General features: G+C 62.4%; 22 protein-coding genes. 3 read left to right on the forward strand and 19 right to left on the reverse strand.

What is annotated here, in order from left to right:
- The first annotated feature begins 4 nt into the window (after positions 1 to 4).
- Positions 5 to 1,084: a DUF3048 domain-containing protein gene (locus B5E66_RS09030; protein WP_087231778.1), complete on the forward strand. Its 1,080-nt coding sequence runs from the start codon at positions 5 to 7 to the stop codon at positions 1,082 to 1,084.
- A gap of 54 nt (positions 1,085 to 1,138) precedes the next feature.
- On the opposite strand, the gene B5E66_RS09035 is transcribed toward B5E66_RS09030, so the two are convergent.
- Complete coding sequence (locus B5E66_RS09035; RefSeq protein ID WP_087231781.1) at positions 1,139 to 1,813, reverse strand: histidine phosphatase family protein; 675 nt, start codon at positions 1,811 to 1,813, stop codon at positions 1,139 to 1,141.
- Between the two features lie 281 nt (positions 1,814 to 2,094).
- Between B5E66_RS09035 and B5E66_RS09040 the strand changes: the two genes are divergently transcribed.
- The gene (locus tag B5E66_RS09040; protein ID WP_087231784.1) at positions 2,095 to 2,802 is read left to right on the forward strand and encodes a helix-turn-helix domain-containing protein; all 708 of its coding nucleotides are present in this window, start codon (positions 2,095 to 2,097) and stop codon (positions 2,800 to 2,802) included.
- A 40-nt stretch (positions 2,803 to 2,842) separates the two neighbouring features.
- On the opposite strand, the gene B5E66_RS09045 is transcribed toward B5E66_RS09040, so the two are convergent.
- From B5E66_RS09045 to trpS, 3 genes are all read right to left on the reverse strand, one after another.
- A complete protein-coding gene (locus B5E66_RS09045; protein ID WP_087231787.1) occupies positions 2,843 to 3,784 on the reverse strand; it encodes an alpha/beta fold hydrolase in 942 nt (313 codons plus the stop codon).
- Positions 3,781 to 4,074, reverse strand: a complete 294-nt coding sequence (locus B5E66_RS09050; RefSeq protein ID WP_087231790.1) for an AbrB/MazE/SpoVT family DNA-binding domain-containing protein — start codon at positions 4,072 to 4,074, stop codon at positions 3,781 to 3,783. The genes B5E66_RS09045 and B5E66_RS09050 overlap by 4 nt, the downstream gene beginning before the upstream one ends.
- Positions 4,075 to 4,388: 314 nt before the next feature.
- Complete coding sequence (gene trpS, locus B5E66_RS09055) at positions 4,389 to 5,399, reverse strand: tryptophan--tRNA ligase (RefSeq protein ID WP_087231793.1); 1,011 nt, start codon at positions 5,397 to 5,399, stop codon at positions 4,389 to 4,391.
- Between the two features lie 555 nt (positions 5,400 to 5,954).
- Between trpS and B5E66_RS09060 the strand changes: the two genes are divergently transcribed.
- Positions 5,955 to 6,590 carry a phosphoribosyltransferase gene (locus B5E66_RS09060; RefSeq protein ID WP_087231796.1) on the forward strand — a complete coding sequence of 212 codons (636 nt, stop codon included), beginning with the start codon at positions 5,955 to 5,957 and terminating at the stop codon, positions 6,588 to 6,590.
- A gap of 189 nt (positions 6,591 to 6,779) precedes the next feature.
- Here the strand turns inward: B5E66_RS09060 and B5E66_RS09065 are convergent, their stop codons facing one another.
- The 15 genes from B5E66_RS09065 to B5E66_RS09135 form a co-directional block, all read right to left on the reverse strand.
- Positions 6,780 to 7,253, reverse strand: a complete 474-nt coding sequence (locus B5E66_RS09065; protein WP_087231799.1) for a hypothetical protein — start codon at positions 7,251 to 7,253, stop codon at positions 6,780 to 6,782.
- Between the two features lie 202 nt (positions 7,254 to 7,455).
- Positions 7,456 to 8,085: a hypothetical protein gene (locus B5E66_RS09070; RefSeq protein WP_143406967.1), complete on the reverse strand. Its 630-nt coding sequence runs from the start codon at positions 8,083 to 8,085 to the stop codon at positions 7,456 to 7,458.
- Positions 8,086 to 8,287: 202 nt separating this feature from the next.
- Positions 8,288 to 8,749, reverse strand: a complete 462-nt coding sequence (locus B5E66_RS09075) for a hypothetical protein (protein ID WP_143406968.1) — start codon at positions 8,747 to 8,749, stop codon at positions 8,288 to 8,290.
- Positions 8,750 to 8,905: 156 nt separating this feature from the next.
- Complete coding sequence (locus tag B5E66_RS09080; protein ID WP_087231809.1) at positions 8,906 to 9,349, reverse strand: hypothetical protein; 444 nt, start codon at positions 9,347 to 9,349, stop codon at positions 8,906 to 8,908.
- A 425-nt stretch (positions 9,350 to 9,774) separates the two neighbouring features.
- A complete protein-coding gene (locus tag B5E66_RS09085) occupies positions 9,775 to 11,154 on the reverse strand; it encodes an MATE family efflux transporter (RefSeq protein ID WP_204245679.1) in 1,380 nt (459 codons plus the stop codon).
- A 106-nt stretch (positions 11,155 to 11,260) separates the two neighbouring features.
- The gene (locus B5E66_RS09090) at positions 11,261 to 12,085 is read right to left on the reverse strand and encodes a histidinol-phosphatase HisJ family protein (protein WP_087231815.1); all 825 of its coding nucleotides are present in this window, start codon (positions 12,083 to 12,085) and stop codon (positions 11,261 to 11,263) included.
- 8 nt (positions 12,086 to 12,093) lie between these two features.
- Complete coding sequence (hisIE, locus tag B5E66_RS09095) at positions 12,094 to 12,729, reverse strand: bifunctional phosphoribosyl-AMP cyclohydrolase/phosphoribosyl-ATP diphosphatase HisIE (protein ID WP_087231818.1); 636 nt, start codon at positions 12,727 to 12,729, stop codon at positions 12,094 to 12,096.
- A gap of 66 nt (positions 12,730 to 12,795) precedes the next feature.
- On the reverse strand, positions 12,796 to 13,551 hold the full coding sequence (gene hisF, locus B5E66_RS09100) for an imidazole glycerol phosphate synthase subunit HisF (RefSeq protein ID WP_087231821.1): 756 nt from the start codon (positions 13,549 to 13,551) through the stop codon (positions 12,796 to 12,798).
- The gene (gene hisA / locus B5E66_RS09105) at positions 13,548 to 14,285 is read right to left on the reverse strand and encodes a 1-(5-phosphoribosyl)-5-[(5-phosphoribosylamino)methylideneamino]imidazole-4-carboxamide isomerase (RefSeq protein ID WP_087231825.1); all 738 of its coding nucleotides are present in this window, start codon (positions 14,283 to 14,285) and stop codon (positions 13,548 to 13,550) included. Before hisA ends, hisF begins: the two co-directional genes overlap by 4 nt.
- 12 nt (positions 14,286 to 14,297) lie before the next feature.
- A complete protein-coding gene (hisH, locus tag B5E66_RS09110; RefSeq protein ID WP_087231828.1) occupies positions 14,298 to 14,909 on the reverse strand; it encodes an imidazole glycerol phosphate synthase subunit HisH in 612 nt (203 codons plus the stop codon).
- Entirely contained in the window at positions 14,906 to 15,496 is a 591-nt protein-coding gene (gene hisB, locus B5E66_RS09115; protein ID WP_087231831.1) for an imidazoleglycerol-phosphate dehydratase HisB, read from the reverse strand. The genes hisH and hisB overlap by 4 nt, the downstream gene beginning before the upstream one ends.
- Positions 15,497 to 15,498: 2 nt before the next feature.
- On the reverse strand, positions 15,499 to 16,569 hold the full coding sequence (hisC, locus tag B5E66_RS09120; RefSeq protein WP_087231834.1) for a histidinol-phosphate transaminase: 1,071 nt from the start codon (positions 16,567 to 16,569) through the stop codon (positions 15,499 to 15,501).
- On the reverse strand, positions 16,566 to 17,861 hold the full coding sequence (gene hisD, locus B5E66_RS09125; protein ID WP_087231837.1) for a histidinol dehydrogenase: 1,296 nt from the start codon (positions 17,859 to 17,861) through the stop codon (positions 16,566 to 16,568). Before hisD ends, hisC begins: the two co-directional genes overlap by 4 nt.
- Entirely contained in the window at positions 17,858 to 19,468 is a 1,611-nt protein-coding gene (gene hisG, locus B5E66_RS09130; RefSeq protein ID WP_087231840.1) for an ATP phosphoribosyltransferase, read from the reverse strand. The genes hisD and hisG overlap by 4 nt, the downstream gene beginning before the upstream one ends.
- A gap of 388 nt (positions 19,469 to 19,856) precedes the next feature.
- Entirely contained in the window at positions 19,857 to 20,507 is a 651-nt protein-coding gene (locus tag B5E66_RS09135; protein WP_087231843.1) for a hypothetical protein, read from the reverse strand.
- Between the last annotated feature and the right edge of the window lie 38 nt (positions 20,508 to 20,545).

A 20,545-nucleotide genomic window follows, 5' to 3' on the forward strand; every position in this document is an offset into this window, starting at 1 on the left:
CACCATGAAAAAGTTCACTCTGGCCCTGGCGGCCGTCTGCCTGGCGGCTCTGGCCCTGGCGGGCTGTTCCCTGACAGAGCGGCAGCAGGACGCCGCCGCCCAGAAGGCCGCCGCCACAGATCCCCTCACCGGCCTGTCCGACCGCTGGCCCGGCCAGCGCTCTGCCGCAGTGTTCCTGTACAACGGGACCGACGCCGCACGCCAGTGGGGCATTGGCGAGGCGTCGGTGGTGCTGGAAGCCCTCACCGAGGGGGACAGTGCCACCAGCCTCTGCCTGGTCTACCCCGCCCTGGAGGCCGTACCCAAGGTCGGCCCGGTGTCCCAGGCCCGTGACCTCTATTTGCAGCTGCTGGCCTGCCAGCAGGCCATCCCCATCCAGCGGGGGGCCAGCATCTATGCGGCCAACCTTCTGGACCTGTACGAGATCGCCCCTCTGGACGCCTTGTCTCTGGGGGTGAATGGCTTTTCCTACGAAGGGGAATGGGGCCAGCCCGACCAGACCAGCTGGACCACCAGCGGCGCGGACCTGCTGCCTCTGGCTGAGGAGGCGGGCGTCTCACTGGAGATCCAGCCCATCCAGCCCGACACAGACCAGGAGGACGCCGAACCCACCACCCAGCTGCCGCCCCTGCTCCCCTTCGGTGAACCCGCCGGGGGCAAGGAGGGCGCCTCCTCGGTGGAGGTCATCTTCTCGGCGTCCGCTTCCACCCGTTTCACCTATGACAGCGGCACCGGCAAATACCTTATGGCCCGGGCCGACGGCTCCCCCCAGACCGATGCCAACACCGACACCCAGGCCGGGTTCGACAACCTGCTCATCCTTTACAGCGCCCCTTCCCGCCGAGACGACGGCTACACCTGGGGCTATGACCTGACCATGGGAGCGGGGGTCTATCTGAACGGCGGTTCGGTCTGGAGCATCCTCTGGATGCCGGGGGTAGACTCCACCCTCGCCATCTACAACTCGGACGGCACCGCCCTGGACATCCGCCCCGGCACCAGCTACATCGCCCTGATGGGCAGCGTGGCCGGCCAGGAACTGATCCTCCGGGACAGCGCCGGCTCCGAGATGACCGCGACCTGACCCAAACCAAAACCACCGCCCCGGGCACCACAGGCCCGCGGGCGGCGGTTTTATTTATCGGTATGCCTCGTTTTCCTCGTTCTCTGCCTGGCCCCGCAGGGTATCGGCGTATCCGTAGGGCACGATATCGATGGCCTCCACCATCCGGTCCCGCATCCACAGCTGTACGTCGGTCTGGACGGTGTAGCCGCAGCCAGGGTCGGCCATCCACTGCTCGGGGCGGCGGCTGGGCAGGGCGTGCTGGGCCAGCATGCTGACGATCACGCCGCCATGGGTGACGCAGGCCGCCTCGGTGACGTCCATCCGGATCATATACTCAAACAGCTTGAGCAGCGACTCGCCGCAGCGGCGGTGGAAATCGGCGGTGGGCTCGGCCCCCTCGGGGGTGAAGCCCGACCCCGGGGTGATCCACTTGGAAAAGTCGGGGTCCTTCACCAGCTCTTTCACCGGCCGGCCCTCAAAGACCCCAAAGTGGGCCTCCCGCAGGTCGTGGACGGTGAACTGGTGGGCCGCATGGGGGAACAGAATGCCCGCCGTCTCCACCGCACGCAGCAGCGGGGAGGAAAAGACGGTGTCCACCTCCGGATACTGGAACCGCGCCTGGAGCTCGGCCAGCTGGGCCCGCCCTTCCTCGCACAGGGGCAGGTCGGTGCCGCCGCCAATGTAGCGGCCGTCCAGGTTGCCGGCGGTCAGGCCGTGGCGGATCAGATGCAGCTTAAAGGTCTTCATGCACAATGCACCTCTCTTTTACAAAAAGCCCCCTGCGCGCAAAAATTTTGCGCCCGCTGCCAGGGCGCACACACAAGATAGGCCGGGGTTTTGCCCAGTGTATCATATATCTGGTGGCAGGGCAAGCCTTTTGACAAAAGCGACGAAAAAAGAGGCAAAATCTCGTCGATTTTTTCCTTTACAAGTCGTTTTCCCTTGTGTATAATCAACGTGTTGTTGATATTACAAGGGAAGGGCTCCCCGGCCGTGCAGCGCCAGACAGGGGCCCGGGAGGATCATGCATGGAATTCAACCGTATCATCAAGCTGCTGCGTACTGAGCGGGGCATCACCCAGAAACAGGCCGCCGAGGACCTGCACATCTCGCAGGCGCTGCTCTCCCACTACGAAAAAGGCATCCGGGAGTGCGGGCTGGACTTTGTGGTCCGGATCGCCGACTACTATGGGGTGTCCTGTGATTATCTGCTTGGACGCAGCGCCGACCGCACCGGCGCGGTGCTGACCGCCGACGATATCCCCAACCCGGACAAGATGAAGGACAATGTCTACCACGGCAGCGTCCTGCCTACCATGAACAAAAAGCTGATCTCCAACAGCCTCAACGTCCTGTACGCCAAGGTAGGCCAGTGCCACAACAAAGCCCTGGTCACCGAGATCAGCACCTACCTGATGATGTCGGTGTACAAGATGTTCCGGCTGCTGTACACCAGCGGGCCCCACAACGCGGCCAGTATGTTCAGCATCCGGGAAGGGCAGTGGCAGGGCTATGCCGACGCCGTGATGCGGATGGCGGAGACCAATGTCAACATCCTGCTGTCGGGGGACAGCGTGCGGGGCAGCGAGGGCCTGACCGACCCGGCCCCCCTGGCCATGACCACCGAGAGCCTGACGCGGGAGTTCCCCCTCTATACATCCAGCCTGCTGAACCTGGTCAAGACCAGCGAGACCCACATCCGCGGCCTGACGCCCTCGGAAGAAACCAAAAAGTGAGCGAAACGCCCGCGCAGCCTTTTGGCCGCACGGGCGTCTTTTATGCCTGGATCTGGTTTTGGATGAAGCCGCCGATGTCGGCAAACACTTCCTGCCGGTTCAGCTCCACCAGCAGCTCGTGCCGGGCCCCCGGGTAAAGCTTGACTTCCACCCGGCGCATCCCGGCGTCCCGCAGGCTCTGGGCCGCCTTCTGCACGCCGCGGCCCCGGTCCCCCACCGGATCGTCGTCCCCCGACAGGAACAGCACCGGCAGGTCTTTGGGCGCCCGGGCCAGCAGCTCCTTGTCGCACAGGCGCTCCAGGGCGGTGAACAGGCTGTCGTAGCCATTGAGGGTGAAACGGAAGCTGCACCGCTCCTCGGACAGGTAGCGGTCCACCTCTTTTTCGTCCCGGTTCAGCCAGTCTTTGGAGGTGCGGGCCGGACGGAAGCTGCGGTTATAGCCCCCAAAGGCCATGCTGTCCACCAGCTTGCTGCGGTAGCGCCACCCATGGAAGGCCGCCAGCAGATGGCACAGCGCCCGGCCGGCCCGGGCCGCCGCCCGGGGCTGCCAGCCGGTGCCCATCAAAATGGCGCCCTGCAATTCGCCGCCGTATTCGCACAGGTACTGCCGGGCATAGAAAGAGCCCATGCTGTGCCCCAGCAAAAACCACGGCAGGCCCTCCAGTTCGGGCAGGGCCTTGGCCCACCGCGTCACACGGTGGATGTCGTCCAGCAGCAGGCGGTTGCCGTCCGGCCTGCCAAAGTAACCGTATTCCTCCCGGGATACCACCGAGCCGCCATGCCCCAGGTGGTCGTGGCCCACGGCGGCGACCCCCCGGTCCGCCAGCCAGCAGGCCAGTTGTTCATACCGGCCGATATACTCCACCATCCCGTGGGTCATCTGCAGCACCGCCCGGGGCCGGCCTTCGGGCAGGCACAGCAGTACATTCAGGGTGGCCCCCGGCCGGCTGGAAGGGATCTTCACATAGCGAAGGCTGCTCATACCTGAGGCTTCTCCTCCTCTCCCTGGGGATGCAGCGCAGCGATCCGCGCCCAGCAGGACGGGCAGATGCACCGCCCCTCAAACGGAATGGCATCCTGCGCCACGGCCCCGCAGAAGGCACAGGCATTGCGGGGCAGATACTTCCTCATCACGATGGCACCGTCCTCCGCAAAGATCTCCACCTTGCTGTCAGCGGTCAGGTCCATGGCGGTGCGCAGCTCTTTTGGCAGGACGACCCGTCCCAGATTGTCGATCCCGCGGATGATCCCGGTGCTCTTAGACTTTTTCATTTTGCTCTCCTTTTCGCGCGCAAATTCGCGGCGTGTTCCGGCACAAGGTCCCTGCCCCAGGGCAGGGCGGACGGACCTCGTTACCTGTTTTTTCCAGTATACAGGAAGGAACAGCGTTCGTCAAGAACTCCGCGCCCGTTCGACACAAAATACTCCAAGAGGCTTTTGTTTGCGCCCTGCCGGGCCGAAAAAATGCGAAGCGCGGTGGTTTTGAGCGCGTCTCCTGTCCGGCCGTGGCGCATTGTAGCAAAAAGGCCCGCGCCCCGCCCAAAAAGGCGGCGGCACGGGCCGAACAAGCTCGTATCCTGCCAGTTTTACAGCTGCAGCAGGCCCACCTTGCGGTAGACCTTCTGGATGGTCCGGTCTGCCAGACGGCTGGCGGCGGCGGCGCCCTCTTTCAGCACGCCGTCCACATAGTCCTTGTCCGCCAGGATGCGGCTGTACTCGCCCTGGATGGGGGCCAGACCGTCGGCCACCACCGTGCCGACCGCCTCCTTGAAGGTGCCGTAGCCCTGGCCCTCGAACTCTTTCTGGATCTCCTCCATGCTCTTGCCGGTGAAGATGTGGTAAATGGCCATCAGGTTGGACACGCCGGGCTTGGTCTCGGGGTCATAGCGGACCACCCCTTCCGAGTCGGTGACCGCCCGCTTGAACTTGCGGGCAATGGCGTCCCGGTCGTCGGTCAGCAGGATGAAAGCGTTGGCGTTGGTGTCGCTCTTGCTCATCTTGCGGGTGGGGTCGGCCAGGGACATGATCTTGGCCCCCTCTTTGGTCACATAGCCCTCGGGGAGGGTGAAGGTGGGGCTGTAATTGCTGTTGAACCGCTGGGCCACATTCCGGGCCAGCTCCAGGTGCTGGGTCTGGTCCTGGCCCACCGGCACCAGATCGGCGTTGTAGATCAGGATATCCGCCGCCATCAGGGCCGGGTAGGTGAACAGGCCGCCGTTGACGTTGTCGGGGTGCTTGGCGCTCTTGTCCTTGAACTGGGTCATCCGGCTCAGCTCACCGAACTGGGCGTTGCAGCACAAAATCCAGTTCAGCTGGGTGTGGGCCGGCACATGGCTCTGTACAAAGAGGATGCTGCGGGCGGGGTCGATGCCGGCGGCCAGCAGCATGGCTGCGGCCTCCCGGGTGTGGCGGCGCAGGGCCGCAGGCTCCTGCCGGACGGTCAGGGCGTGAAGGTCGGCCACCATATACAGGCAGTCGAACTGGTCCTGCAGCTTGGCCCAGTTGCGCACCGCCCCGATGTAATTGCCCAGAGTAAAGGTGCCGGTGGGCTGGATGCCGGACAAGATCACCCGTTTGCGCTCATTCTGCTCGCTCATAACAAAAAGCCTCCTAAAATTCCTTCCTTTGCTGTGCGCACGCTGGCGCGCCCATAAAAAAACGCCCCGGACAAAGCCGGGCCCTGCCGGTCTTGTCAAGGACGAATCAACATCGAATGATCCGCGGTGCCACCTTGGTTTGGCGCCCGCACAGGAGCGCCACGCTCTGTCGGGGCGCCAGCACGCCCCCGGCGCTGACGTGCGCCCTGCCGTCGCGGGATACGCAGGCTCGCGCCCTTCCCCCGCGCCCTCGGCGGCCCATAGCGGCGCACGCCTGCCCGCCTGCTTCCCAGCTGCCGCAGGCTCTCTGAGGGGGACGTCCTTCGCCGCGTCTTCCGCTTCAACGGTTTGTCGAGTAGACTATAACACGTTTGGGCCGGGCTGTCAAGGCTGAGGGTGACAGCAAGTATATCACTATAAAATTTTCCCTAAATTTTGTTAATTTTGTGTATTGTGCACACCATCGTTTCCCGCTACAATAAAGGTATATTCCATCCACCAACCGGGGGGTATAGGGTGTGCCCCCTGCCGGCCACAGACAGGAGGGGTCGAACAATGATCAATATGGTAAAGCTGCCCACCAAAAACAAGCGGATGTTCCTCCGTGTCGCCCGAGGGCACTTCGCCACCAGCCACAGCCACATCAATTATTACATCGATGTGACCATGCAGAAATCCCGCCTGTCCGAGGCGGCCGAGGCTGCCAAAGAGCTGGTACATATGTATAAGAGCACCACCATTGTGGATACCATCCTCTGTCTGGACGGCACACAGGTGATCGGCACCTGCCTGGCCAACGAGCTGACCCGGGACGGTTTCCGCAACATGAACGCCCACCAGACCATCTATGTCATCACGCCCGAGTTCACCACCGGCAGTCAGATCATCTTGCGGGACAACATCACGCCGATGGTGCGGGGCAAGCACGTGCTGATCCTGGCAGCTTCCATCACTACGGGCTATACCGTCAAGGCCGCCGTTGAGGCGGTACAGTATTACGGTGGGCAGGTAGCGGGCCTGTCGGCCATCTTTGCCACCACCCACGAGTTCATGGGCTTCCGGGTCAACTCCATCTTCGACCCCAACAACCTGCCCGACTACACCAGCTACGAATCCCGGGACTGCCCCATGTGCAAGGCAGGCCAGCCCATCGACGCACTGGTCAACAGCTTCGGTTATTCCTCTTTGTAATATTTACAAGCATTTTTCCACAGGCTGCGGTTTGCTGTTTTCCCCTCTCTACAGGCCGCAGCCTTTTCATGTCAAAACGGCCCCGCCGGACACGCCCGGCAGGGCCGCTTGTTTGTTTTTCAGCCGCTTGTGCCCGGTATCTTTCTTTGCCTTCTATTTGCCATTGCAGTCTCCCTTTTCCCAACTGCGTCAGGCTTCAGCCGCCACGTACAGCACCAGCTTCATGCCGTCCCGGCTGGTGAACCGCACCACAGCCGCCTTATAAGCGCCGTCGCCGTTCCCTTCCATCCGGATGCAGGAGGCCAGCGTCTCCTCATAGCGGGTCAGCGCGCCCAGCGGAGTGGAGGGCCGGTAAGAATCCCCATAGACGGCACAGGCTGCCAGACGCCCCACACCGGCCTGCCCGGCGATCTCCTGCCGTATGGTGGACATGGATGCATCGATCTGCGCATAGTCCTGCCCGGACAGGGTCTGGGCCATATCCCGGGCCGCCCGGGTCAGGCTGTCGTCCGCTTCCACCGTGGCGTCGATCCCGGATTCCTGCAAAAACGCTTCCACTTTGTCATCGTTCAAAGAGACTGCGCCGGAGCCGCCGCAGCCGGCCAGCAATCCCACTGCCAGCAGAGCAGCCAGGGCAAGAGCAAGCCATCGTTTCATCTTCATGTCACAACACCTCGTTTTCTCATATAGACTCTGCTGCGGCACAGGGTCGCCCCCGCGCCTGTTCTGTGACCAGTATACCATACCTCCCGCGCCCCCGCAATCCAAAAGCAGCGGTATGCAGTGCAATCCCGCCCCTGTGTGCCGGACACAATAAAGCCCCCGGCGCACCGGGGGCTTCTTGTTCTGGTTCCAAAACGGGTATTTACAGCGCAGATGCTTTTACTTCGATTGCAATCACCCAATACGAAGTATCACTGGACGTTGTGGCTTTCTTAGCCGCCGCATTGTAGGAAAAGCGGACCGCATTTCCAGAGATATCCTGCACCGTACCCAGTGCGCCATCGATCATGAGGATCTGGGCAGCTGCAAAAGCTTCCGGCGTGTTGATCGCGCCCAGCTTTTGGATCTGCTCTCTGTTGGAAGCAAGGTAGCCCAGCAGGCCAACGCCTGTATTTGTTTTCAGGTCATTTTCTTCAACAACATAAGTAATGCCCACAGAGGTGCCGATGCTCATGATCGCGCCGCTGTTCTTAATGTCATTGACCAGCTCACCCAGGACGTTTGTGACCGTCCATCCCATATTTTCGGCCACGATCCTGCTTGCAGAGCCGGTAGCCCCGGACGAAGCAACATTCTTGGCCGCAGCTGTCACGGCAGTAGACAGTTTATTCTCGCGCACAATGACTGCATCACTGCCTGCATCCTCCAGCAAACCGGTCATTTTACTTACGTTCAGCGATCCGCTCACACCACCACCGCCGCCGCAGGCTGTGAGCATACTGACTGCCATCACGGCAGACAGCGCCAGGGCGATCCATTTCTTCCATTTCATAAGGTACTCACTCATCCTTTCTCTTTTCAGATGCAAACATTGCGCCGTCTCGCGGTATGGGGCCAAGATCATACCTCTTGCCCCTTGATGGAATAACCATACCATATCGCCCATTTATTGTCAACAACGATACTTTACCATAGACAAAATTTACAAATTGGCTATAAAATCCCCCGACGGGAAGCCCGCCGGGGGAGAAACGTCACGGATTTTTCGCTCCAACGATGACAAACCAGTAGCGGATCTGCGTGCTGGGTTCGACCAGCTCGATGCCGCTCACATAAAAGCGGTAGTTTGCGCCATATCCTGCCACCAGATCCCGCACCGCATTTGCCGCGGCGTGTTCCAGAGAGGTATCATACTGCTGGGAACTGCTGTATACCTGCCAGCAGGCAAACCCCGGCATCAGGGGGCCCAGCTCGGAGGCCAAAATCTCTGTATCCACCAGATAAACATCATTCTGCTTCATGGCTGCTTTAAAGATATTCATCACGGTGTTCAGCTCCATCGAGCTTTTCACCTCAATGTCCAGTCCCTGGCTTTGCAGGATCGCATTGACATCGCTGATGTCCACATCCTTGCCTTTGCCGCCGCCGCAAGCAGTCAGCATCGTCAAGGCCAGCACAGCCGCCAGCATCAGGGCCAGCAGTTTCTTCATCTTCACAGATGACACCTCGTCTTTCTGTTCCGCAAGTAAAGATTTATATAAAAGTCCCCAAAGTTAAAAGTTGTCTCAGTCCGCAAGCGCCACGATCAGCACGCAGGGCACACCGTCTGCGTTGGTCCATAGACTGCTTCAAAATCAAATCAATCCGGTATCTTAGTATTTATAGGCAATTACCATGCCTTCTGTACCATCCGATGTAGCAGCGTCTTCCATATCGATAAAGACTTTGGTCGTCCCTGTTTGCATATGTGCGGCAACTGTTATGTAAAGAGCGAAATAGTCTTTATTGCTTATGCCTTGCGCCTTGCTCGTATTGATCTGGTCCATATATGCATCCGTCAGGAAAACAGCATACACGCCATTCTCATTCTGATGGACGCGGTTAAACGCCTCGGACACAGTCATACCGCTGACCACGTCGGCAAAGTCTTTAGCCGCAGCCGCCGTCTCGCTGGAAGTAGTCGCCCGCACACTGTAACCAGCAGCACTCAGCATCGTATTTGTCTTGGCATAGCTTCCGCCACCGCCGCAAGCGGTCAGCATGGTCAACGCCAGCATCAAAGACAGGACCAGAGCCAACAGTTTTTTCAGTTTCATAAACCTATTACACCTCATTTCCAGTTTTTGTTTGGATGGTCAGGGCGGGGAACTCGCCCGCTGGTTGGAAGTATTGTAGCACACTTTTCACAATTCTTCCACAAAATTGTAACACTTCGCCGGTTCATTGTCATAAAATGCAGGCGTAGGCTGCGGCAGGGCAAAAAAAATTCCCCCGGCGGTGGTGAGCCGCCGGGGGCATATATGCAAGGGTCCGTGGATAAGCAGATTTGGTGCTGCACAGGACAAAAGCTTTTTTGCCCGCAGCCAAAAGATAGGAAAGCCGCCAGGCAGCTTTACCTGAATTGTGTGAAAAGCATATCACAATTTTCACAACTTGTCAACATTCTTATCACACTTTTTCTTTCAAAAATTTTCCTGCCCCCGGCACAGAAAAGCCCCGCCGCAGCGGCGGGGCGGAAGGTTCAGTGCGGGCGGGACTTGTCCCGGCTGGCCTTGATGTAGGGGTCGTTCCAGTAACTCCAGAGCAGCTGGGCGCACATAAAACACCAGATCACCGGCTCACAGAGGATGACGGCATTGTAGCCGAAGCGCGGGATGAAGAACAGCATGAACAGGATCTTGCCCACCAGCTCGATGCCGCTGGAGATCAGGGGCAGGACCTTCTGGCCCAGGCTCTGCAAAGCATAGCGGGTGGCCAGCAGCACCCCCAGTACCGAATAGAAGGGGGCGTTCCACACCAGATACCGGGCGCCGTTTTCCAGCACCACCGGTGCGCTGGAGCCGGATACCAGCCGCACCAGCACCCCGGAGAACAGGCTCATCAGCACGGTCATCACGATGGCGGTGCCAAAGGCAAACATCCAGATCTGCTTCATCCCCTTGCGGATGCGGTCGGGCTTGTCGGCGCCGCGGTTCTGGGACACAAAGGTGGAGCCCGCCGTGGCCATGGCGATCACCGGCATATCGGTGAAGGTAAACAGCTTCCGGGCGGCGGTATGCCCCGCAATGACCAGGGTGCCCAGACCGTTGATGCCGTATTGCAGGATCACCGACCCTGCCGACACGATGCTGCTCATCAGGCCCATGGACAGGCCCTGGGTGATCAGTTCGCGGTAGAGGCCCTTCTCCAGCCGGAAATGCCTGCGGCTGGGCACCAGGTGCTTTGCATACCGGAGGATATACACGATGCACAGCGCCACCGACAGCGCCTGGGACAGCACGGTAGCCACCGCGGCGCCCCGCACCCCCATCTCCAGGCCGGCCACAAACCAGTAGTCCAGCCCCACATTGAGGCAGGAGGAGAAGATCAAAAACACCAGCGGCATGACGCTGTTGCCCACCGCCCGCAGCAGCGCCGCGCACAGGTTGTAGGCAAACATCACCACCACAAACCGGGCGATCTCGATGATGTAGCTGTACGCCTCGTCCAGGATCTCGGGCGGGGTGTCCAGCGCCTGCAGCAGAGGCCGCAGAAACAGCAGCCCGAAGATGGTGATGAGCGCCGACGCCACCAGCCCAATGACCATCGACCCCGCCACCGTCTTTTTGACCTTGTCGGGGTCCTGGGCGCCGTAGGCCCGGGCGGTGACAATGGCCAGGCCGTTGCCAATGCCCAGGCCAAAGCCCACCAGCAGCTCATAGATGGACGCGCAGGCTCCCACTGCCGCCAGGGATGTATCCCCCAGCACATTGCCCACGATCATGGCGTCCGCCGCGTTGTACAGCTGCTGGAACAGGTTGGATATAAAAATAGGGATCGCGAACAGCAACAGGTTGCGGAAGATGGGCCCATGCAGCAGGTCCACCTGGCGGCCCCTGCCCCGGCCCATGGTCTGTGTCATCTCCATGTGACCTCCGTGTTTTCGTTTGTGGCGGCGGCTGTGCCGCGCAAAAGCACGGCCCCCGTTCTTTCGACGGAAGCCGTGCAAGTCGATGATCGGTTCAATTTCAGAGCTGCTGGGTCTCAAAGCCGGCTCCGGTCAGCACCTGGACGCTGGCAAAGCCGGCGGCCTTGATCTGGCGGGCCGCCTCCTCGTAGCCAAAGGTCAGGCAATCGACCGAGTGGGCGTCGGCGGTGATGATGACCTTGCCGTCCATCCGGCGCCACTCCTGCAGCAGCCAGTCGCTGGGGTAAAAGTCATCCCGGTAGCCGCGGAACACCGCGCCGGTGTTCACCTCCAGCAGGCAGCCGGCATCCCGGGCAGCCTCCAGGGCCCCCATGGCCGCCGCGTGGTAGCGGGGGGAGGACTCATCGAAGAAAGCGCCGTCCCGGTTCAGCTTTTTGATCAGGTCCAGATGGCCCAGAATATCGGGCCGGAGGGCCGCCACCTGGGCCACCGAGGCGTAGTAGGCCTCCACAGCCGCCAGGCCATCCCCTCCAAAGTCGGTGTCGATGCAGGTCTGCAGATCCTGCTTGCGGAAATCGATCTCGTAGTACTTGCCGCTGACAGACCCATGGAGATAGTGGACGCTGCCGATCCAATAGTCGTAGCCGACGCGCTTGTCCTCCGAGAACTGATCCCACTCGATGCCGCAGAGGATGTCCACCTTGCCCTTGTACTCGGCCTTCAGCTTTGCGATGGTGGCCTTGTACTGGGCGGTGCGCCGGGGGCTCATGCAATATTCCCGGTCGCAGGGGGTATAGCTGTGCCCCGTGAAGCCCAGCGTCGTCAGCCCCTGGGCGCAGGCGGCAGAAGCCATCTCCTGTAAGGTATTTTTGCCGTCGCACAGCGTCGAGTGGCAGTGGACGCTGGATCTCATGAAGTCTGCCATAGCCTTGCTCACTGCATCCTTTCTTGTTTGACCTTGTGGTCAATGATATGTCGTTTTTCCAGCTCACGGGTGATGTCCTCCACCGTGATGCCGGCCTGTACCATCAGCACCAGCAGATGATAGGCCAAGTCGCCGATCTCATAGACCGTCTCGGCTTTGTCCTCCTTTTCGCCGGCAATGATGACCTCGGTGCACTCCTCGCCCACCTTTTTGAGGATTTTTTCTTTCCCTTTTTCAAACAGGTAAGACGTGTAGCTGCCCGGCTGGGGCCGGTCCCGGCGGCCCCGGATCAGGTCGTAGAGGCCCTGCCAGCTGAACTGCTTGCACGCTTCGCTGACATACACCGGCTGGAAAAAGCAGCTCTCGGCGCCGGTATGGCAGGCAGGGCCGCTCTTGATCACTTCCACCACCAGGGCGTCCCCGTCGCAGTCGGCCGTGATGGACACCACCTGCTGGACGTTGCCGCTGGTCTCCCCCTTGCGCCAGATCGCCTGGCGGCTGCGGCTCCAGAACACCGTCCGCCCCTCGGCAATGGTCAGGGCCAGGGCCTCGGCGTTCATATAAGCCAGGGTGAGCACTTCTTTGGTGTAATGATCCTGCACGATGGCGGGGATCAGGCCTTTGTCATCAAATTTCAGTTCCATAGCTTCTCCTGTCCGCAAAGGGAACATACTAACAGTTTATCCTATTCCGGTCCGATATGCAAGAGGTCACAGGCGCATTTCCACCCCATTTTTTGCAAGATAGGCCTTCAGCTGGGGGATGGAGAGGAGTTTCTGGTGGAAGATGCCCGCCGCCAGCCCGGCGTCTATCCCCTTGTGGCGGAACAGCTCCAGGAAATCCTCCTGTTTGCCGGCGCCGCCCGAGGCGATGATGGGCACGCTGACCCGGGCGGCCACCGCGTCCAGCAGTTCCAGGTCAAAGCCGCCCCGCACCCCGTCGGTGTCGATGCTGTTGAGGCACACTTCTCCCGCGCCGGCGGCTACGCACCGGGCGATCCAGTCCAAAGCGTCCCGGCCGGTGTCCTCCCGGCCCCCTTTGGCAAACACATGGAACTGCCCGTCCACCCGCTTGACGTCGGCCGAGAGCACCACGCACTGGCTGCCATAGCGCCGGGCCGCCGCCGGGATCAGCCCGGGGTCCCGCAGGGCCCCCGAGTTGACCGACACCTTGTCCGCCCCGCACTTGAGCACCCGGTCAAAGTCCTCCAGGGTGTTGATGCCGCCCCCCACCGTCAGGGGGATGAAGATCTCCTCCGCCACCTTGGTGAGGATATCGGTAAAGAGGGCCCGGCCCTCAAAGCTGGCGGCGATGTCGTAGAACACCAGCTCGTCGGCGCCGTCGGCGTTGTACATCCGGGCCATCTCCACCGGGTCGGCCACGTCCCGCACCCCCTGGAAGTTGACCCCCTTGACCACCCTGCCGCTGCGCACGTCCAGGCAGGGGATGATCCGTTTGGCGATCATAGCGCGTCTCCTTTCCCCCGGCCAAGCCGCTCCAGGCATTCGGCCAGGTCCAATGCGCCGGTGTAGAGGCTCTTGCCCAGGATGGCTGCGGCTGCCCCCAGCCGCTCCAGCTGTTCCAGTTCCTCCATCCGGGTGATCCCTCCGCTGGCCGTCACGGCGACCCCTGGCAGGGCCCCGCACAGCTGGCGGTACAAGTCCAGGTTGGTGCCCTGCATCGCGCCGTCCCGGGAGATGTCGGTGACGATGAGGGCGGTGCAGCCCGCGTCGGCCAGCCGGCGGCAGAACGCCAGCCCCTCCACGCCGCTGTCCTCGCGCCAGCCGTGAATGGCCGCCATCCCCTGCCGCAGGTCCACCCCCACCGCCAGGCGGCTGCCGTAGGTTCGCAGCATCCGGGCGGCAAAGGCAAAATCCGTCACCGCCGCACTGCCCAGGATGCACCGGCCCACCCCCAGCTCGAGATACCGCTCGATCTGGGCCTGGGTGCGGATGCCGCCCCCCACCTCCACATACAGGCCCCCCTGCTCCACAATGGCGCGGATGGCCTGGACGTTGGCGGGGACGCCGTCCCGGGCGCCGTCCAGATCCACCAGATGGAGGCAGCGGGCCCCCGCCCGGCGGAACGCATCGGCCTGGGCGCAGGGGTCTGCGCCATACACCGTCATCTTGTCGTAGTCCCCCCGGGTCAGCCGGACCACCCGGCCCTCCCGCAGGTCAATGGCTGGAAACAGCTCCATACCTTCGCCCCCTTACAATTCCGCAAAGGCCTGCAGGATGCGCAGGCCGGTGTCGCCGCTCTTTTCGGGGTGGAACTGGGCGCCGTACACCCAGCCCTCCCGCACCACGCCCGTCACCGGGATGGAATATTCGCTGACCGCCAGGGTGCTGGCGGCGCAGTCTTTGCCGTAGTAGCTGTGGACATAGTAGACATACTCCCCCTGCCGCAGATAGCGGAACAGTGGGTCCTGGGGGCGCAGCAGCTCCAGGGCGTTCCAGCCGATCTGGGGCACCTTGAGGGCGGGGTCAGCCAGGTCGGGGGCCAGGGGGCACACCCGTCCCGGCACCAGCCCCAGCCCGGCATGGCGGCCATACTCATAGCTCTCCTCAAACAACAGCTGCATCCCCAGGCAGATGCCCAGCAGGGGCTTGCGGGCGGCTTCGGCCTGCACCACCGGCACAAGGCCGCGCCGTTCGAGCTGCTCCATGGCATCCCCAAAGGCCCCCACCCCGGGCAGGATCACCCGGTCGGCGGCCCGGATCACCTCCGGGTCGGCGGTGACGGCGGCCTCCAGCCCGAGATGCCGCAGGCTGGAGCGCAGGCTGAACAGGTTTCCCACCCCGTAATCGATCACAGCGATCATACCAGCAGTCCTTTCGTCGAGGGGATCTCGTCCCGGTGTGCGCGGTCCACCTGCACGGCGGCGGCCAGCGCCCGGGCCGCCCCCTTATAGCAGGCTTCCAGGATGTGGTGGCTGTTCTCCCCTGCCAGCTGCACCAGGTGCACCGTGCAGGGCACGCTGCGGGCAAAGCCCATCCAGAACTCCTTGGCGCACTCCACGTCAAAGTCCCCCACCTTCTCGGTGGGGCAGCGCACCGCCCAGTTGAGGGTGCACCGGCCCGACAGGTCCACTGCGCACAGCACCAGCGCCTCATCCATGGGCAGGCAGAAGCTGCCGTACCGCTGGATCCCCCGCATCTCCCCCAGCCCTTTGCGGAAGGCCTGTCCCAGGGCGATGCCCACATCCTCGGCGGTGTGGTGATAGTCCACCTCCACATCCCCGTGGCAGGTCAGCACCAGGTCAAAGCGGCCATGCCGGGCAAACAGCTCCAGCATATGGTTCAAAAAGCCGCAGCCCGTATCCACCTGGTAGATGCCCGCGCCGTCCAGGTCCAGCGTCAGCTCGATCTGGGTCTCGGCGGTGTTGCGCTCCAAACGCACTTCCCGCATGGTCAGCACTCTCCTTTCAAAGCCGTGTCCACGGCGTCCAGCACTTTTTCCATCTGTTCCAGGGTGCCCACCGTGATCCGCAGCCAGTCCCCGATGCGGGACGGCGTATCGAAGCGGCGGACCAGCACCCCCTGCTGCCACAGCCGCCGGAACAGTTCCGGCCCCGGCATGGCGTCGGTGCGGGCAAACAGGAAATTCGCCTTGCTGTCGGTCAGCTCAAAGCCGCGCCGGGCCAGCTGTTCGGCGGTCCACTGCCGGCACTGGATGATCTGCCTGCGCGTCTCCTCAAAAAACCGGTGCTGCCGCAGCGAGGCCACCCCCGCCGCCTGGGCCAGCCGGCTGACGTTGTAGGGGTTGAGGCTGGTGCGCACCCGGTCCAGGTCCTCGATCAGTTCGGGGCTGCCCAGCGCCAGCCCCAGACGTGCCCCCGCCAGCTGCCGCGACTTGGAAAAGGTGCGGATCACCAGCAGATTTTTGTATCGTTCCAGCAAGGGCAGGCAGCTGTCCGCCCCAAAATCCACATAGGCCTCGTCCACCAGCACCACGTTGTCCGGGTTGGAGGCCGCCACCCGGGCCAGGGCTTTGGGGGGCAGGGCGATGCCGGTGGGGGCGTTGGGGTTGGCGATGACCACCGTCTGCCCCAGCCCGCAGTAATCGCCGGGATCCAGCGTCAGGTCCGGCCGCAGGGGGATGATATGGGCCGGCACGCCCAGCAGGCTGCACAGGCAGCTGTAAAAGCCGTAGGTGACATCCGCAAAGGCCAGGGGCCGTCCGCTGTCACAGAAGGCCCGCAGGGCAAAATAGAGCACCTCGTCGCTGCCGTTGCCCGCCAGGACCTGTTCGGGCTGCAGGCCGTAGGCCTCCGCAGCCGCCTGACGCAGCTGGCGGCAGCAGGGGTCGGGATAGAGGTGCAGCCGCATCTCCTCCTCCCTTATGGCATCCATCACCGCCGTAGGGGGCGGGAAGGGACTTTCGTTGGTGTTCAGCTTCACCACTCCCTGCGTATTCTGGGGCTGGCTGCCCGGCTGATAGGGGGTGACAGCCTCCATGGCAGGGCTGAGGAAACGGCTCACTGCGCCCCGCCCCCTTCCTCTGCAAAGCGGATGGTGACGCTGCGGGCGTGGGCCGCCAGACCCTCCTGCATGGCAAAACCGGCCACCTGGTCTTTGGCGGCTGCCAGGGCGTCCGGGGTGTAATAGATGAAGCTGGAGCGCTTGACAAAGTCCTCCACCCCCAGCGGGCTGGAAAAGCGGGCCGTGCCCCCGGTGGGCAGGGTGTGGTTGGGTCCCGCAAAGTAGTCGCCCAGGGCCTCGGGCACATGGCGTCCCAAAAAGATGCTGCCCGCGTTCCGGATGCGGCCCAGCAGGGCAAAGGGGTCGGCCACGCACAGTTCCAGGTGTTCGGGGGCGATGGTGTTGCACACCTCCACCCCCTGGTCCAGGTTATCGCAGAGGATGATCTTGCCGTTGGCCTCGATGCTGGCCCGGGCGATGGCGGCCCGGGGCAAAACGGCCAGCTGCTGCTCCACCTGCGTCTGGACGGCGCGGGCCAGAGCCTCGCTGTCGGTCACCAGCACAGGGCTTGCCAGCCGGTCGTGTTCGGCCTGGCTGAGCAGGTCCGCCGCCACCCAGGCGGGATCACACCCGCCGTCGGCCAGCACCAGGATCTCACTGGGGCCGGCCACCATGTCGATCCCCACCTGGCCGAATACGCGGCGCTTGGCCGCCGCCACATACACATTGCCGGGGCCCACGATCTTGTCCACCGCCGGGATGGTCCGGGTGCCATAGGCCAGGGCCGCAATGGCCTGGGCCCCGCCCGCCTTATAGATATGGGTGACCCCCGCCACCGAGGCCGCCGCCAAAATGGCGGGCGCTACCCGGCCGTCCGGGCCGGGCGGGGTGGTCATGAGGATCTCGGGCACACCCGCCACCCGGGCCGGGATAACATCCATCAGCACGGTGGAGGGATAGGCCGCCGTGCCGCCCGGCACATACACCCCCGCGCGGGCCACCGGGGTATATTTTTGGCCCAGCACCACCCCGTCCTCCCGGGTGATCACAAAGCCCTGGGGCAGCTGGCGGCGGTGGAACGCCTCGATGTTGGCGGCAGCCTGCCGCAGGATCTCCAGAAAAGCCGGGTCCACCTGCTCGAGGGCCTGTTCCATCTCGGCGGGCGTCACCTCCAGCGCATCCAGTTTTGCCCCGTCGAACCGGAGGGCGTAGTCCCGCAGGGCGTCGTCCCCCCGCGCCCGCACCTGGGCGATGATGGCATCCACCGCCGCCTCCACTTCGGGCTGGGCGGCGGGGTCCCGGTTGAGGATCTGGCCGGGGGCCAGGTCTTGCAGTCTGTACAGACGGATCATAACGTTTCCTCCTTTGGGCGGGACAAGGTCTCCCGCAGCCGGGCCAGCAGCCCGCGGACCGCTGCCCCCTTGAACTGATAGCTGGACCGGTTGGCGATCACCCGGGCCGAGATGGGCAGGAAGGCTTCCTGGACCTCCAGCCCGTTTTCCCGCAGGGTGGCGCCTGTCTCCACAATATCCACAATCACATCGGACAGCCCCAGGATGGGGGCCAGCTCGATGGAGCCGTTCAGCCGGATGATCTGGATATCCCGCCCCAGCCTGGCGTAGTGCTCCTGCGCGATGCGGGGGAACTTGGTGGCCACCCGCAGGGGGCGGCCGGGGTCCTCCTGGTAGCCGGCCGGAGCGGCCACGCACATACGGCAGCGGCCCAGGCCGGTATCCAGCAGCTCATAGACATCCGGGGCGGCCTCCTCCAGGCAATCTTTGCCCACGATGCCCAGATCCGCCGCGCCGTGCTCCACATAAATCGCCACGTCGCTGGGCTTGACCAGGAAGCACCGCACCCGTGCGGCGGGGTCCTCCACCACCAGCTTGCGGGTGGCGTTGTAGTCCTCGGGAGACAGGCACCCGCTGCGGGCCAGCAGCTGGTATACCTTATCCCCCAGACGGCCCTTGGGCAAGGCGATGTTCAGCCAGGGGGCCGTCTCCTCGCAGCCGCCGGCGGGGGGCGGCGCAGCGGGGTGGTCCAGCTCATCCAGATACACCGCAAAGCCCACCGCCTGGGCCTTTGGCGTGAACTTGCGCACCAGCGGGTCATACCGGCCGCCCCGCAGCACAGGGCGGGCCACGCCCCACAGATAGCCCTGGAAGATCAGGCCGTTGTAGTATTCCATCTCCCCTGACAAGGTCAGGTCCAGCCAGAGGGAGGGACCTGCGTCGGCCAGGCGCACCGCCAGGGCTTCCAGCTGGGCGGCGGCATCCTGCATGGCCTGGGTGCGGCAGGCCCGGCGCAGCCCGGGCAATACCTGACCGGCGGGGCCGTGCAGTTCCAGCAGCTCCTGCAGAGTCTGGATCTGCTGCGGCCCGCAGCCCGCAGCCTGGGCAGCGGCGCTCAGGCCATGACTGTTTTTGGCTTGCAGGGCCGCCAGGATACCGCCCCGGGCCGCCGCGGGGATATCCAGAGCCTCCAGCATGGCTTGCAGCCAGCCCATGTGGCCCACCTCCAGCCGCCAGGGCCGGCCCATCACCTCGGCCAGAAGGGACATCGAGCGGGCCGCCAGGGCCACCGCCTGGCCGGTCTGCTCCGGGTCCACCTGACCGATGAATTCCAGCCCCATCTGGGCGATCTCCTTGAAGGTATGGCTGTCCGCGGAGGGGCGGTAGACGTTTTCACTGTAATAAAAGCGGCGGGTCTGGCCGGGGGCAGGCTGGGCGCTCTTGGCGATCGAGAGGGTCACATCCGGCTTGAGGGCCAGCAGCCGGCCGTCCAGGTCGGTAAAGGTGATCACCTGCCGGGAGGGCAGGAAGGCCTGGTTTTCCTGATAGAGGGCGTACTCCTCAAACTGGCCCATGTGGTACTTGCGGCAGCCCGCCGCCTCGTACAGGGCCCGCAGTCCAAAGGAGACCTGCTCCTTGGGCTGCAGCAGGGAGAGGTCGAATTGCATAGGGCAGTCCCCTTTCGTGTGCAGTGTGATGAGATCCGATGCGTTTTTGCCCTCCCATTATACTTTATCATGCTATCATTGTAAAGCACTTGAGGCAAACTTTTCACAGAAAAATGGATCCAACGCCCTGCCAAGCGCAGAAAGCGCGGCCAAAACAAAAACAATGCGGGGGCCGGCCGCATGGCCGACCCCCGCAGAGGGACCCTATCTTTCGTGACGCAAAAGTTCTTTTGTTTTGGTGCGATCAACAACAGAAGGAATATGGTTCTATTCCTCTTTGCCGCCACATCGGATGGGTGTTTTACCCGAGCGCGCAGGTGGTCTCTGGCACCTGTGCGTCCCTTATATCATCTCCCGGTATGGTGCCCCGGGGGTGTTATAAGTAAAGTTACTTGCTGGTCTTAGTCACATCAATGCTAATGGTCAGCAGCACATACCAAGCCGAAGCACTGCCATCTTCAACCTTCTGCATGCTCACACTGCCAGTGTAATCATACTCATAAACGTTCTTATCAGTGTCAGTGTAAACATTCACCAGTTTACTATCCTTCAGATCATTATCAATGTTAGCAGCCACTTGTTTCAAAACAACGTTCTGAGCCATGTCACCAGGAGCACGCCACATATTGATATAAACTACATCTGTGGTCTCGCTAACACCACCAGTGGTCCACTGATCAATCGTCTTATTTGTATTGTAGCCAATCACAGATTTTTCAAGAATTTCATCCAGTTTATCAAACGGCTTATTACCGTTACCAATTGCTTCGACCTTGGTAGCATCATCCAAAGTGTCATATTTAATACTGGACTTCTCAATTGCGGAGGCCAGATAGCCCTGATATTCAGAGTCATCAGCAAAAGTCACACGGTCGCCATTCTTCAGATAAGATGCGAAAGTGGCGGAAACGCCAGTAGCAGGATTTGTATTCTCGCTGCTGGAAGAGCCGCTGTTGCTGGTGCCCTCACCGCAAGCGGTGAGCATGCTGACGGCCATGATGCCGGCCAGCGCCAGAGAAGCAATCTTCTTGAGTTTCATAATGAATTTTTCCTCCTTATGGTGTATAAAAGATAGAG

The sequence above is a fragment of the Faecalibacterium sp. An121 genome (assembly GCF_002160915.1).
Lineage (GTDB): Bacteria > Bacillota > Clostridia > Oscillospirales > Ruminococcaceae > Faecalibacterium > Faecalibacterium avium.